Source organism: Streptomyces rubellomurinus (assembly GCF_000961885.1).
Classification (GTDB): domain Bacteria; phylum Actinomycetota; class Actinomycetes; order Streptomycetales; family Streptomycetaceae; genus Kitasatospora; species Kitasatospora rubellomurina.
In genome coordinates, this window is the sequence record NZ_JZKH01000090.1 from 1 (window position 1) to 13,868 (window position 13,868).

The window sequence follows — 13,868 nt, forward strand, 5'->3', positions numbered from 1 at the left end:
CCTGGAGGACGCCTACCTCCCGCCGGACAGCCTGCACGGCAGCGCCACCGCCGTCTTCCTCGGCGCCACCGGCGACGACTACGCCTCGCTGGTGCACCGGCACGGCGCCGACGCGCTGTCCCACCACTCCATCGCCGGCCTGAGCCGGGGCCTGATCGCCAACCGCGTCTCGCACCGGCTCGGTCTGCACGGCCCCAGCCTGACCGTCGACACCGTCCAGTCCTCCTCCCTGGTCGCCGTCCAGATGGCCTGCGAGAGCCTGCGCTCGGGCGCCGCCCGGCTCGCCCTCGCCGGCGGCGTGCACCTCAACCTGGCGCCGGAGAGCACGCTGGCCTTCGCCCGCTCCGGCGCGCTGTCGCCGGACGGCCGCAGCTACACCTTCGACGCCCGCGCCAACGGCTTCGTCCGCGGCGAGGGCGCCGGCGTGGTCGTCCTCAAGCGCCTCGCCGACGCCGTCGCCGACGGCGACCCGGTCTACTGCGTGCTGCTCGGCGGCGCCGTCAACCACGACGGCGCCGGCCAGGCCCTGACCGTCCCCGACCGCGACGCGCAGCAGGCCCTGCTGCGGCAGGCGTACGACCGGGCCGGGGTGGACCCGGAGCAGGTGGCGTACGTCGAACTGCACGGCACCGGCACGAAGGTGGGCGACCCGGTCGAGGCGAACGCCCTCGGCGCGGTGCTCGGCACCGCCCGCGACGCCGAACGGCCGCTGCTGGTCGGCTCGGTGAAGACCAACATCGGCCACCTCGAACCGGCCTCCGGCGTGCTCGGCCTGATCAAGGTCGCGCTGTCGATGAAGCACGGGGTCCTCCCGGCGAGCCTCAACTACGAGAGCCCGAACCCGGACATCCCGCTGGAGCAGTGGAAGCTGCGGGTCAACGCCGAGGCCCGGCCGTGGCCCGAGGGCCCGCGCCTGGCCGGTGTCAGCTCCTTCGGCGTCGGCGGCACCAACTGCCACCTCGTCGTCGCCGCCCCCGAGCCGCGGCCCGCCGCGGCCCCCGAGGCCCCCGAGGCCCCGGCCCAGGAAGCCCCGGCGCCCGTCGTGGTCTCGGGCGCCTCCCCCACGGCCGTCCGGGCCCAGGCCGCACGGCTGCGGCAGTGGCTGGAGGCCCGGCCCGAGCTGCGCCCGGCCGACGTCGGCTACTCCACGGTGACGACCCGTTCGGCGCTCAAGCACCGCGGCGTCGTGGTCGCCGCGGACCGCGCCGAGCTGCTGGACGGCCTGACGGCGCTGTCCGCGGGCGAGCCGTCGGCGACGGTCGTGGCGGGCTCCACCGCCGAGACCGGCCGCGGCGTGGTCTGGGTCTTCCCCGGCCAGGGCTCCCAGTGGGTCGGGATGGCCCGCGGCCTGTGGGAGTCGTCCCCGGTGTTCGCCGCCCGGATGGACGAGTGCGAGCGGCTGCTGGGCGGTCTCGTCGACTGGTCGCTGCGGGACGTGCTCGGTGACGAGGCGGCGCTGGCCCGGGTGGACGTGGTCCAGCCCGCCCTGTTCTCCGTCATGGTCTCGCTGGCCGAGGTGTGGCGCTCGGCCGGTGTGGTGCCCGACGCCGTCGTCGGACACTCCCAGGGCGAGATCGCGGCCGCCTGCGCGGCCGGCCTGATCTCCCTGGCGGACGGGCTCCGGCTGGTCGTCGGGCGCAGCCTGGCCATCGACGCCGGTCTCTCCGGGCGCGGGACGCTGGCCTCGCTGGCCATGCCCGCCGACCAGGTGGACCAGTCACGGGTCTCGGTCGCGGCGGTGAACGGCCCGAACGCGGTCGTGATCGCCGGCGCCGTCGACGCGGTGCGCGAGGTCGTGGCCGAGTGCGAGGCGAAGGGGATCCGCGCCAAGGTCATCCCGGTCGACTACGCGTCGCACTCCTCCCACGTGGAGGCGATCCGCGACGAGGTGCTGCGGGCCGCCGAGGGCATCACGGCGACCGACAGCGGTGTCGCGTTCTACTCGACGGTCAACGCCGCTCCGGCGCGGGCGGCCGAGCTGGACGCCGAGTACTGGTACCGGAACCTGCGGCAGCCGGTGCGGCTCTCGGAGACCGTCACGGCGCTGGCCGAGGACGGCTACCGCGTCTTCCTGGAGATCAGCCCGCACCCGGTGCTGACCACGGCCCTGGAGGACACCGTGGCCGCCGCGGGCGTGCCGGGCGCCGCGGTGGTCCAGGGCACGCTGCGCCGGGGCGAGGACGAGGCCCGCCGCCTGCTGCTGTCCATGGCCGAGCTGTTCGCGCTGGGCCTGCCGGTCGACTGGCGGCCGGCCCTGCCGGGCGCCCGGCGGGTGGAGCTGCCCACCTACGCCTTCGAACGCCGGCCGTACTGGGTCTCCGGGGCGCAGGGCTCGCTGCCCGTCCCGTCCGCCCAGTCCGACCAGTCGAACCAGTCCGCCCAGTCCGCGGAGCCCGTCCGGGCGGAGCCCGCCGGGATGCGCGAGCAGGACCTGTGGAAGCTGGTCCGCTCGCAGGCGGCGGTGGTACTCGGTCACCCCGACCCGGCGCTGATCGGGGCCGACCACACCTTCAAGGAGCTCGGCTTCGACTCGGTGACGGCCGTCGAGCTGCGCAACCGGCTGAACACCGCGGCCGGCCTGCGGATGCCGACCTCGCTGCTGTTCGACCACCCGACCCCGGGCGCGGTCGTCCGGCACATGCGCGAGCAGCTGTCCGGGCCCGACACCGACCGGCCCGCCCACGAGGCCGGCGCCGCCGGCCCCGCCGCGCCGGCCGACGACCCGATCGCGGTCGTCGGCATGGCCTGCCGGCTCCCCGGCGGCGTGAACTCGCCGGAGGACCTGTGGCGGTTGGTCTCCGAGGGCGGGGACGCGATCACCGGCTTCCCCGAGGACCGCGGCTGGCAGGTCGCGCCCGGCGCGGACTTCCCCCGCCGGGGCGGCTTCCTGGCCGGTGCCGCGGACTTCGACGCCGCGTTCTTCCGGATCAGCCCGCGCGAGGCGCTGGCGATGGACCCGCAGCAGCGGCTCGTGCTGGAGACGGCGTGGGAGGCGCTGGAGAGCGCCGGCCAGGACCCGGCGGCGCTGCGCCGCAGCCGGACGGGCGTCTTCATCGGCGCCATGGCCCAGGACTACCTCCCGCACCTGGCGGACGTCCCCGACAACCTCGGCGGCCACGCCCTGACCGGCAGCGCCACCAGCGTGGTCTCCGGCCGGGTCGCCTACGCGCTGGGCCTGGAGGGCCCGGCGGTGAGCGTCGACACGGCGTGCTCGTCCTCGCTGGTGGCGATGCACCTGGCGGCCCAGTCCCTGCGCTCGGGCGACTGCTCGCTGGCCCTGGCCGGCGGTGTGACGGTGATGTCGACCCCCGGCATGTTCATCGAGTTCGCGCGCCAGAACGGGCTCGCCGAGGACGGGCGCTGCAAGGCGTTCTCCGACGAGGCGGACGGCACCGGCTGGTCCGAGGGCGTCGGCGTGCTGGTCCTCGAACGCCTCTCGGACGCGCGGCGCAACGGGCACCGCGTGCTGGCCGTGCTGCGCGGCAGCGCGGTCAACCAGGACGGCGAGAGCAACGGGCTCACCGCCCCGAACGGCCCCTCGCAGGAGCGGGTGATCCGGCAGGCGCTGGCCGGCGGCGGCCTGTCCCCGGCGGACGTCGACGCCGTCGAGGCGCACGGCACCGGCACCTCCCTGGGCGACCCGATCGAGGCCCAGGCGCTGCTGGCGACGTACGGGCAGGACCGCGAACAGCCGCTGTGGCTGGGCTCGGTGAAGTCCAACATCGGCCACACCCAGGCCGCGGCGGGCGCCGCCGGCGCGATCAAGATGATCATGGCGATGCGGCACGGTGTGCTGCCGCGCACGCTGCACGCCGACACGCCGTCCCACCACGTCGACTGGTCGTCGGGCGCGGTGGAGCTGCTGACCGAGCAGCAGCAGTGGCCGGCCGCCGAGCGGCCGCGCCGGGCCGGCATCTCGTCCTTCGGGATCAGCGGCACCAACGCGCACGTCATCCTCGAACAGGGCGACCCCGTCGAGTCGGCGCGGCCGGCCGACGAGCCGGAGCCGACCGGCCTCGTCCCGTGGCTGGTCTCGGCGCGCGGCCGGCGCGCGCTGGCCGGGCAGGCGAAGCGGCTGCACGCCGCGGCGTCCGCCGAGCCGGCGCCGCGGGTGGCCGACGTGGCGCACTCCCTGGCCGCGGAGCGGACGGCGTTCGACCACCGCGCGGTGGTGCTGGGCGCCGGCCGGGAGGACCTGCTGGCCGGGCTGGACGCGCTGGCCCGGGGCGACCGCTCGGCGGCCGTGGTCACGGGCAGCGCGGCGACGGCGCCGGGCGTCGGCGTCCTGTTCTCCGGGCAGGGCAGCCAGCGGCTCGGCATGAGCCGCGAACTGGTCGCGACCTTCCCGGCGTTCGCCGCCGCCTGGCGCGAGGTCTGCGCCGAGCTCGACCCGCTGCTGGAGCACGCGATCGACGACGTGGTGGCGGCCGAGCCCGACTCCGAGCGGGCGTCGCTGCTGAACGAGACGGCGATGACGCAGCCGGCCCTGTTCGCCTTCGAGGTGGCGGCGTACCGGCTGCTGGAGTCGCTGGGCGTCACCCCCGCCGTCCTGGTCGGGCACTCGATCGGCGAGCTGGCCGCCGCGCACGTGGCGGGCGTCTTCTCGCTCGCCGACGCGGCGCGCCTGGTCGCCGCCCGCGGTCGGCTGATGCAGGCCCTGCCCCGGGGCGGGAGCATGCTGGCCGTCCAGGCCGACGAGGACGAGGTCATCGACGCGCTGGAGGGCTACGAGGAGTCCGTCTCGATCGCCGCGGTGAACAGCCCCACCTCCGCGGTGGTCTCCGGCGCCGAGGACGCGGTCGCCGAGGTCGAGACGACGCTCGCCGCGATGGGCCGCAAGACCACGCGGCTGCGGGTCTCGCACGCGTTCCACTCGCCGCTGATGGAGCCGATGCTGGACGGGTTCCGCGAGGTGGCGCGGTCGGTGTCCTACGCGGCGCCGCGCATCCCGGTGGTCTCCAACGTCACCGGATCGCTCGCCGAGGACGGCGCGCTGGAGCAGCCGGAGTACTGGGTGCGCCACGTCCGCGAGGCCGTCCGGTTCGCGGACGGCGTGCGCGCCGCGGTGGCGGCCGGGGCGGAGGTCCTGGTCGAGGTCGGCCCGGACGGCGTCCTGTCCGCCATGGCCCGGGAGACCCTGGCCGACTCGGCGCCCGACCTGCCCGTGGTCCCCGTCGTCCGCAAGGACCGGCCCGAATCCCGGGCGGCGGCCGAGGCGTTGGCGCAGCTGCACGTCGCGGGCGTGCCGGTCGACTGGCAGTCCTACCTCGGCGCCGTCGGCGCCGCCGGGCGTCCCGTCGACCTGCCCACCTACGCCTTCGACCGGCAGCGCTACTGGGCGCAGCCCGCGAAGCCGCAGGGCGACGTCGGCGGCGCCGGACTCGCCGCGGTCGAGCACCCGTTCCTCGCCGCCGCCACCGACCTCGCGGTCGGCGACCAGCTGGTCCTCAGCGGCCTGGTCTCGGCGACCGACGACCCCTGGCTGGCCGACCACGCCATCTTCGGCAACACGGTCTTCCCCGGGGCGGCCTTCGTCGAGGCGGCGCTGCAGACCCTGGACGGCGCCGGCTGCCGGAGCGTGGAGGAGCTGACCCTCCTGGCGCCGCTGGTCCTCGGCGCGGACTCCGTCCGGCTCCAGATCATCGTCGGCGCGCCCGAGGAGTCGGGCCGGCGCCCGATCGGCATCCACTCCCGTCCGTCCTCGGCGGCGGGCTCGTGGACCACGCACGCGACCGGCTTCCTGGCCACCGGGGCGGGCCCGGTGCCCGACGCGTCCGGCTCCGGGGTGTGGCCGCCCGAGGGCGCCGCGCCGGTCGAGCTGGCCGGCTTCTACCCGGAGCTCGTCGACCGCGGCTACGTCTACGGGCCGGCCTTCCAGGGGCTGCGCGCCTTGTGGCGGCGAGGCGACGAGGTCTACGGCGAGGTCCGGCTGCCGGACGACGTCCCCCGCGCCTCGGCCGGGTTCGCCGTGCACCCGGCCCTGTTCGACGCGGCGCTGCACCCGATGCTGTCGCTGCTGACCGGCTCGGACCCGAGTCAGGTGCTGCTGCCGTACGCCTGGTCGGGGGTGACCGGGCACGCGCCCGGCGGCACGGACCTGCGGGTCCGGATCGCCCGCAAGGACGCCCACGAGGTGTCGGTGCGGATCACCGGCCCGGCCGGCGACCCGGTGCTGTCCGTCGAGTCGCTGTCGCTGATGCCCGCGTCCGTCGAGCAGCTGTCCGGCGGGAGCGCCGCCGACGCCCTGTACGCCGTCGACTGGACGGCGCTGGAGGCGGCGGCCCCCGGCGGCACCGTGCCGGAGTTCGAGTTCGCCCAGGTGGCCCCGGCCGCCGGCGGGGACGTTCCCGCCGCGGCGCGGGCGACCGCGCAGCAGGTGCTCGACCTGGTGCAGAAGCGGCTGCGCGACGAACGGACCGACCAGCGCCCGCTGGTGATCGTGACGCGCCGCGCGGTGGCCGTCACCCGGGACGAGTCGCCCGACCTGTCCGCCGCGCCGGTCTGGGGCCTGCTGCGGTCGGTGCAGGCCGAGCACCCGGACCGGTTCGTCCTGGTCGACACCGACGAGGACCAGCGGTCGCTGCGGGCGCTGGAGACGCTGGACCTGTCCGGCGAGCCGCAGCTGGCCCTGCGCGCCGGCGCGGCGTACGTGCCGCGGCTGGCCCCCGCGCCGGCCGCGCGGGCCGCGGCCCCGGCGTGGGACCCGGCGGGCACGGTGCTGCTCACCGGCGCGACGGGCGCGCTCGGCGCGCTGGTCGCCAGGCACCTGGTGGCCGAGCACGGCGTGCGGAACCTGCTGATGCTCAGCCGGCGCGGATCGGCGGCACCGGGTGCGGCCGACCTGGCCGCGGAGCTGGCCGCGCTCGGCGCGGACGTCACCCAGGCGGCCTGCGACGTGTCCGACCCGGCCGCGCTCGCCGACCGGCTGGCGCGGATCCCGGCCGGGGCGCCGCTGACCGCGGTCGTCCACCTGGCGGGCGTGCTCGACGACGGCGCCGCCGAGTCCCTGACGCCGGACCAGCTGGGCCGGGTGTTCCAGCCGAAGGTCGACGCCGCCTGGCACCTGCACGAGCTGACCAAGGACCTCGGCCTGTCGGCCTTCGTCCTGTACTCGTCCGTCGTCGGGACGCTCGGCAACGCCGGCCAGGCCAACTACGCCGCGGCCAACGCGTTCCTGGACGCCCTGGCCGCGCACCGCGCGGCCGCCGGACTGCCGGCGGTGTCGCTGGCCTGGGGCCCGTGGGAGCTGGGCATGGCCGGCACCCTCGGCCAGGCCGATCTGGCGCGGTTCCGGCGCGGCGGCCTGGTGCCGCTGGACGCCGCGAAGGGGGCCGCGCTGTTCGACGCCGCGCTCGCCCTCGACACGGCGACGGCGGTGCCCGCCGTGCTCGACCTGGCGGCGCTGCGCCAGCAGGAGTCGGTGCCCGCGCTGCTGCGCGGCCTGGCCCCGGCCCGGCCGCGGCGCGTCGAGGACCGGACGGAACCGGCGATCGCCCAGCGGCTGGCGGCCCTGCTGCCCGACGAGCAGCGCACCCAGCTGCTGGACCTGCTGCTCTCCACCGCGGCCGTGGTGCTGGGCTACCCGGACGTCGACGACATCGACGCCGACATGTCCTTCAACGAGATCGGCTTCGACTCGCTGAGCGGGATGGAGTTCCGCAACCAGGTCAAGAAGGACACCGGGGTCCAGCTCCCCGCGACGGTGATCTTCAACTACCCGACGCCGGCGACGCTGGCGGTACGGATCCAGGAGCTGCTGTTCCCGGAGGACACGCCCGACGCGGAACTTCCGGCGGACGACGAGGACTTGGCAGCGGACCAGTTGGATGACGAGATCGACGGGCTGGACCTCGACGACCTCATCCAGCGTGCGATGAATGAGTAGTGGGATGATGAAATCTGAAGACCTGAAGGCCGTGCGCGCGTTCGTCAAGCAGCACCTGGACGGCCGGTACGCCGAGTTGGACGCGTTCGAGGAGAAGCCCTCGGAGGTCTACGAGCGGTTCCGGGAGACCGGCCTGGCCAACTGGTGGCTGCCCGAGTCGCTGGGCGGCCGGGGCCTGAGCCTGGAGGACGGCGTCGAGCTCGTCAACGAACTCGCCTACGGGGACGCCGGGGTGGCGTTCACGCTGTTCATCTCGGTGCTGGGCACCAGCATGGTGGAGCTGTACGGCTCCGAGGAGCTGAAGAAGCGCTACCTGGCGCCGATGGCCGAGCGCGGCTCGTTCTGCGCCACGCTCGGCAGCGAGCGGGCGGCGGGCAGCGAACTCGGCAAGATCGACACCGTGGTGGCCGTGGACGGGGACGAACTCGTCGTCACCGGCGAGAAGTTCTTCTCCACCAACACCGACTTCGCCGACTTCCTGCTCGTCGTCGGCCGCTCGGCGGAGGACCCGGAGCAGTCGGCGATGGTGCTGATCCCGCGCGACACCCCCGGCATCGAGATCGTCAAGCGCTGGGACGTCATCGGCGTGCGCAGCTCCTACACCTACCAGGTGAGCCTCAAGGGCTGCCGCGTCCCGGCGGCCAACCGCCTGGCGGGCTCGGGCCTGCGGCTGCTGGAGATCGGCCTCAACGCCAGCCGCATCCTGATCGCCACCACCGCGCTCGGCATCGCCCGCCGCATCCGCGACCTCTGCATGACCTACGCCAAGACCAAGCCGCTGCGGGACGGCGTCCTGCTGGACAACCCCGTGTTCGCGGCCAAGCTCGGCCAGATGGAGATGCAGATCGACGTCATGAAGAGCCACCTGCTGCGCGCGGGCCGCGACTACGACGCGGTCATGGCCAGCCCGGACGCCGCCGACCTGTGGCACCGGCAGGGCACCCTCAAGTCGGCGCTGACCGCCAAGATGTTCTGCGGCCAGACCGGTTGGGACATCGCCACGGTCGGCTCCGAGATGTTCGGCGGGCTCGGGTACACCCACGAGTCGCCGATCAACAAGCTGATGCGGGACATGCGCTACATCTCCATCGTGGAGGGCGGCGACGACGTCCTGCGCGACCTGGTGTTCAGCCGCTACGTGATCCCGGTCCCGCGCCGCTCGTAGCCCCGGCCGGCCCGCACGTCCGACAGGCCCCCGGCCCCGCGCGCATCCGCCGCGCGGGGCCGGGGGCCTCTCGTCACTCCTTGGGAGCTTCCGGCTCCTCCGTGAAGTCGACCTTCTTGAACTGCCGGTTCATCGACTTGGCCAGGAACCAGGTGGCCACGCCGAGGGCGGCGAAGACCACGAAGCCGAGCAGGCCGGGGGTGACCTTGGCGTCGTCGACGGCGAGATCGGCGGCGAGGTGGACGAGGTTCACGGGGGCACTCATATCTCTATGGTGGCCCGGCTCACGGGGAGCCGGACCATCGGGGGGTGGTTCAGTCGCGCGTGTCGCCGGCGGCCTCGGCCGCCAGGGTGGGGGTGCGCACACCGGCGAACAGGTCGTCCTCCGGCAGGTCCACATCGATCAGGGTACGGGCGAGCTCGTAGTCCTCGGTGGGCCAGACCTCGCGCTGGACCTCCAGCGGCACGCGGAACCACGGGCCGTCCGGGTCGATCTGGGTGGCGTGGGCGATCAGCGCGCGGTCGCGGGTCTCGAACCAGTCGTCGCAGCGCACCCGGGTGGTGATCTCGCGCTCCTTGCGGCCGCTCTTCTCCCAGCCCTCGATCCACTCGCCGTACGGCGAGTCGTGCCCGTGCTCGGTGAGGTACTGGTGCAGGGCCCGGATGCGGCCCATCGGGAAGCCGTGGTTGTAGTAGACCTTGAGCGGCTGCCAGGGCTCGCCGGCCTCGGGGTACGCGTCCGGGTCACCGGCGGCGTCGAAGGCCAGCATGGTGATCTTGTGGGTCATGATGTGGTCCGGGTGCGGGTAGCCGCCGTTCTCGTCGTAGGTCGTGATGACCTGCGGCTTGAACTCGCGGATCAGCCGGACCAGCGGCTCGGCCGCCTCCTTCACGTCCTGCAGGGCGAAACAGCCCTCGGGCAGCGGGGGCAGCGGGTCCCCCTCCGGCAGGCCGGAGTCGACGAAGCCCAGCCAGGCCTGCTTGACCCCGAGGATGGCGCGCGCCTCGTCCATCTCCTTGCGCCGCACCTCGTGGATGTTCTCCTCGATGTAGGGGTCCCCCTGCAGCTTGGGGTTGAGAACCGACCCGCGCTCGCCCCCCGTGCAGGTGGCCACGAGCACGTCCACGCCCTGCTCGACGTACATGGCCATGGTGGCCGCGCCCTTGCTGGACTCGTCGTCCGGGTGGGCGTGCACCGCCATCAGTCGCAACTGCTCAGTCAACGCCTTGCGTTCCTTCCACATGTTCGGGCGTCCCGCGAAGTCCGGACTGCCCACCGTTCGAACCGCTCCGTGCGGGGCCGCGCCGCCGCGGAACCGGCCGGCGAGCCGTCGTCGGCGCGGCCGGGCCCCGCCCCCACCGGACCGGCTTCGGGCGTGCCCCTCCTATAGTGACGGACTGGAGGCGCGTCGCATTCCCCCGCACCGCCCGCGCGGCCCCTCCCCCAGGAGAGGACGGAGTCCGATGACTGCAGACACCACCGCCCAGCGGCCGCCCGAGGGCCGCTACGGCCGCAGCGGCGACGGCGAGTCGGACCGCCGCCTGAAGGTGGTCGGCGCGGTGTGCGGCGTCCTGGCGCTGGGCCTGATCGCCTGGCTGGGCGGCTCCTACCTGCTGCGCGAGTCGAAGATCAACGGTTCGGTGCCGACCTTCCAGGTGGTCTCCGACTCCGAGGTGCGACTGCACCTGAGCGTGCGCAAGAGCGACGGGACGGCCGGCACCTGCACGGTCCGCTCCCAGGGGGACGACCACGGCGTGGTCGGCGTGGCGGACTTCCCCGTCCCGGCGGACGGCTCCGGCTACGAGGCCGACGTCGTCCTGCGCACCACCGCCCGCGGCACCACCGCCGAACTGCTGCACTGCACGCCCGCCGGCTGACCCGCCCCGGGCGGGCGCCACGCGCGGGTGTCGGGGGCTCGGTGCATACTCGGCGGGAGGAGCGGGCATCCGTAGGAAGTCCCACCCCGCGACCCCGTACCGGCCGTTCCCGTACACCGTGGCGCAACGCCGCCGTCAACGGCGCGCCAACGGCCCTCCCGCTTGTCGGCAGGACTTGTTAGGCTCGTGGTTTCGCCCCTTCCGCACCGGATGGTACGGGAGCGGGCGTTGCTTTGTAGTTGAGACCGAAATCACCGACAACCCTGCTGACGACTCACACCCTCAGCACCGCCCCGCACCTACGAGGAGCACCCGTGACCCAGACCAGTGAGAACGTGACCTGGCTCACTCAGGCCGGCTACGACCAGCTCAAGGCCGAGCTGGACCATCTGACCGGGCCCTGGCGCATCGAGATCGCCGAGAAGATCGAGGCGGCGCGCGAGGAGGGCGACCTCAAGGAGAACGCCGGCTACCACGCCGCCAAGGAGGAGCAGGGCAAGACCGAGCTGCGCATCCGCCAGCTGACCCAGCTGCTGGAGCGCGCCAAGGTCGGCGAGGCCCCGGCCGACTCGGGCGTGGTCGCCCCGGGCATGGTCGTCACGGTCGCCTTCGACGGCGACGAGGACGACCTGATGGAGTTCCTGCTCGCCTCCCGCGAGGTCGCCGGCTCCGACACCCTCGACGTCTACTCGCCGCAGTCGCCGCTGGGCCGCGCGATCGACGGCAAGAAGATCGGCGACGAGGCCACCTACGAGCTGCCGAACGGCAAGCCGGCCATGGTGAAGATCGTCAAGGTCGTGCCGCACGCCGGCTGACCCACCCGCGCACCGCGCCGGAGGGCGGCGGCCCGGAGTCCCACGGACTCCGGGCCGCCGCCCTTCGGCGTGCTCAGCCCGCGGCGGAGCGGTACTTGCGCACCGACAGCCAGGAGAACACCGCCGTGATCACCACGGACCACAGCACCGACACCAGCGCCGCGTGCTGCATCGGCCAGGCGCTGTCCACCGGCCCGACCTGGTTGCCGAAGAGGTCCCGGCAGGCCTGGACGGTCGCGCTGAACGGGTTCCAGTAGGCGACGCCCTGCAGCCAGCCCGGCATCGAGGTGACCGGCACGAAGGCGTTCGACACGAAGGTCAGCGGGAACAGCCAGATCAGCCCGGCCGAGGTGGCCGCCTCCGGGCTGCGCACCGACAGGCCGATCAGCGCGCCGATCCAGGAGAAGGCGTAGCCGAGCAGGAGCAGCAGCCCGAAGGCGCCGAGCGCCTTGAGCACCCCGTCGTGGATCCGCCAGCCGACCAGCAGCGCGACCAGCCCCAGCACGACCAGGGTGAACGCGGTCTGGCACAGGTCGGCCAGGGTGCGCCCGGCCAGCACCGCCGAGCGGGCCATCGGCAGCGAGCGGAAGCGGTCCACCAGGCCCTTGGTCATGTCCTCCGCGATGCCGGCCGAGGCGCCGGCGACGGCGAAGGTGACGGTCTGGGCGAAGATGCCGGCCATCAGGAACTGGATGTACGTGTGGGAGCTGGAGTTCGCCCCGGGGATCTTGATCGCCCCGCCCATCACGTACGAGAACAGCAGCACGAACATGACGGGCTGCATCAGCCCGAAGACGACGATCTCGGGGATGCGCGTCATCCGGCGCAGGTTGCGCTTGGCGACCACCCAGGAGTCGTGCAGCGTGGCGGCCGGGCCCCGGCGCCGGGCGGGCATCGCCGCGCCGATGGCGTGTTCGGTGGCGGTGGTGGTCATCTCACTGCCCCTTCCCGGCCGCGACGGCCTGCTGTTCCTCCGGGCCCCGGACGTCGGCCTCCGCGCCGTTCTCCTCGGCCGTCTCCGCGACGTGCCCGGTGAGGGTGAGGAAGACGTCGTCCAGCGTCGGGCGGCGCAGCCCGATGTCGTCGATCTCCACCCCGCGCCCGTCCAGTTCGCGGATGGCGTCGGCGAGCACCCGGGCGCCGCCGCTGACCGGCACGGTGATCTTCCGGGTGTTGCGCTCCACGGTCGGCTCGCCGAGCGCGTACCGGGACAGCGCCGCGACGGCGTCGGCGATCTCGCCGGGCTCGTGCACGACGAGCTCGATCCGCTCGCCGCCGATCTGCGCCTTGAGCTGGTCGGCGGTGCCGCGGGCGATCACCCGGCCGTGGTCGACCACGGCGATGTCGTGGGCGAGCCGGTCGGCCTCCTCCAGGTACTGGGTGGTGAGCAGCAGCGTGGTGCCCTGCTCGACCAGGGTCTCGATGACCTCCCAGAGCGCGAGCCGGTTGCGCGGGTCGAGCCCGGTGGTCGGCTCGTCCAGGAACATCACCGGCGGCCGGACGACCAGCGCGGCGGCGAGGTCCAGGCGGCGTCGCATGCCGCCGGAGTACGTCTTGGCGGTGCGGTTCTTGGCCTCGGTGAGGTTGAACCACTCCAGCAGCTCCAGCGCCCGGGCCTTCGCGGCGCGGGCGCTCATCTGGTACAGCTCGCCGACCATGGTCAGGTTCTCGAAGCCGGTGAGGTACTCGTCGACCGCCGCGTACTGGCCGGAGAGGCCGATCAGGCTGCGCACCCGGTCGGGGTGCTCGAGGACGTCGACCCCGGCGACGACCGCGCGGCCGGAGTCGGGGCGGAGCAGGGTGGTGAGGACGCGGACGGTGGTGGTCTTCCCGGCGCCGTTCGGCCCGAGCAGCCCGAGCACCGTGCCCTCGGGGACGTCCAGGCTGACGCCGTCCAGGGCGCGTACGTCGCCGAAGGTCTTCACCAGGTTCTCGGCTTGGATGGCTGGCGCCATGACCTGCCTCATCTCATCGGACTAATCGTGCGATCTGTCCCACTCTGCCCCGTTTCCGGGCGCGCGGGCGACTCGGTTCTCGCCCACCGAACACAGAACGCGATGCATCGTGAGTCTGGCGACTCGCGATACATCGCGTCAAGGGAATTCCGGCGGAACGCTCGGATCCG

At 74.0% G+C, this 13,868-nt stretch carries 8 protein-coding genes; 4 read left to right on the forward strand and 4 right to left on the reverse strand.

What is annotated here, in order from left to right; all coding sequences use genetic code 11:
• Both VM95_RS30915 and VM95_RS30920 read left to right on the forward strand, forming a co-directional pair.
• Positions 1 to 7,885, forward strand: a 7,885-nt coding sequence (locus tag VM95_RS30915) for a type I polyketide synthase (protein ID WP_045703042.1), incomplete at its 5' end; no start/stop codon positions are given.
• A gap of 4 nt (positions 7,886 to 7,889) precedes the next feature.
• Positions 7,890 to 9,050 (forward strand): acyl-CoA dehydrogenase family protein, encoded by a 1,161-nt coding sequence (locus tag VM95_RS30920; RefSeq protein WP_208615559.1) that lies wholly within the window; start codon positions 7,890 to 7,892, stop codon positions 9,048 to 9,050.
• 73 nt (positions 9,051 to 9,123) lie between these two features.
• On the opposite strand, the gene VM95_RS30925 is transcribed toward VM95_RS30920, so the two are convergent.
• Positions 9,124 to 9,315, reverse strand: a complete 192-nt coding sequence (locus VM95_RS30925) for a hypothetical protein (RefSeq protein ID WP_031076542.1) — start codon at positions 9,313 to 9,315, stop codon at positions 9,124 to 9,126.
• 49 nt (positions 9,316 to 9,364) lie between these two features.
• On the reverse strand, positions 9,365 to 10,273 hold the full coding sequence (gene mca / locus VM95_RS30930; protein ID WP_045703087.1) for a mycothiol conjugate amidase Mca: 909 nt from the start codon (positions 10,271 to 10,273) through the stop codon (positions 9,365 to 9,367).
• 241 nt (positions 10,274 to 10,514) lie between these two features.
• Here mca and VM95_RS30935 point away from each other — a divergent pair, with 241 nt between their 5' ends.
• The gene (locus VM95_RS30935) at positions 10,515 to 10,928 is read left to right on the forward strand and encodes a DUF4307 domain-containing protein (protein ID WP_045703050.1); all 414 of its coding nucleotides are present in this window, start codon (positions 10,515 to 10,517) and stop codon (positions 10,926 to 10,928) included.
• Between the two features lie 314 nt (positions 10,929 to 11,242).
• Complete coding sequence (gene greA / locus VM95_RS30940; RefSeq protein WP_045703053.1) at positions 11,243 to 11,743, forward strand: transcription elongation factor GreA; 501 nt, start codon at positions 11,243 to 11,245, stop codon at positions 11,741 to 11,743.
• Positions 11,744 to 11,816: 73 nt separating this feature from the next.
• On the opposite strand, the gene VM95_RS30945 is transcribed toward greA, so the two are convergent.
• Positions 11,817 to 12,677 carry an ABC transporter permease gene (locus VM95_RS30945; RefSeq protein WP_078860803.1) on the reverse strand — a complete coding sequence of 287 codons (861 nt, stop codon included), beginning with the start codon at positions 12,675 to 12,677 and terminating at the stop codon, positions 11,817 to 11,819.
• A 1-nt stretch (position 12,678) separates the two neighbouring features.
• Positions 12,679 to 13,698, reverse strand: a complete 1,020-nt coding sequence (locus tag VM95_RS30950) for a daunorubicin resistance protein DrrA family ABC transporter ATP-binding protein (RefSeq protein ID WP_045703055.1) — start codon at positions 13,696 to 13,698, stop codon at positions 12,679 to 12,681.
• Between the last annotated feature and the right edge of the window lie 170 nt (positions 13,699 to 13,868).

Coding starts and splice junctions, on each gene's coding strand:
- VM95_RS30920 (WP_208615559.1), top strand. CDS start 7,890: ATGATGAAATCTGAAGACCTGAAGGCCGTGCGCGCGTTCGTCAAGCAG.
- VM95_RS30925 (WP_031076542.1), bottom strand. CDS start 9,315: ATGAGTGCCCCCGTGAACCTCGTCCACCTCGCCGCCGATCTCGCCGTC.
- VM95_RS30935 (WP_045703050.1), top strand. CDS start 10,515: ATGACTGCAGACACCACCGCCCAGCGGCCGCCCGAGGGCCGCTACGGC.
- VM95_RS30945 (WP_078860803.1), bottom strand. CDS start 12,677: ATGACCACCACCGCCACCGAACACGCCATCGGCGCGGCGATGCCCGCC.
- VM95_RS30950 (WP_045703055.1), bottom strand. CDS start 13,698: ATGGCGCCAGCCATCCAAGCCGAGAACCTGGTGAAGACCTTCGGCGAC.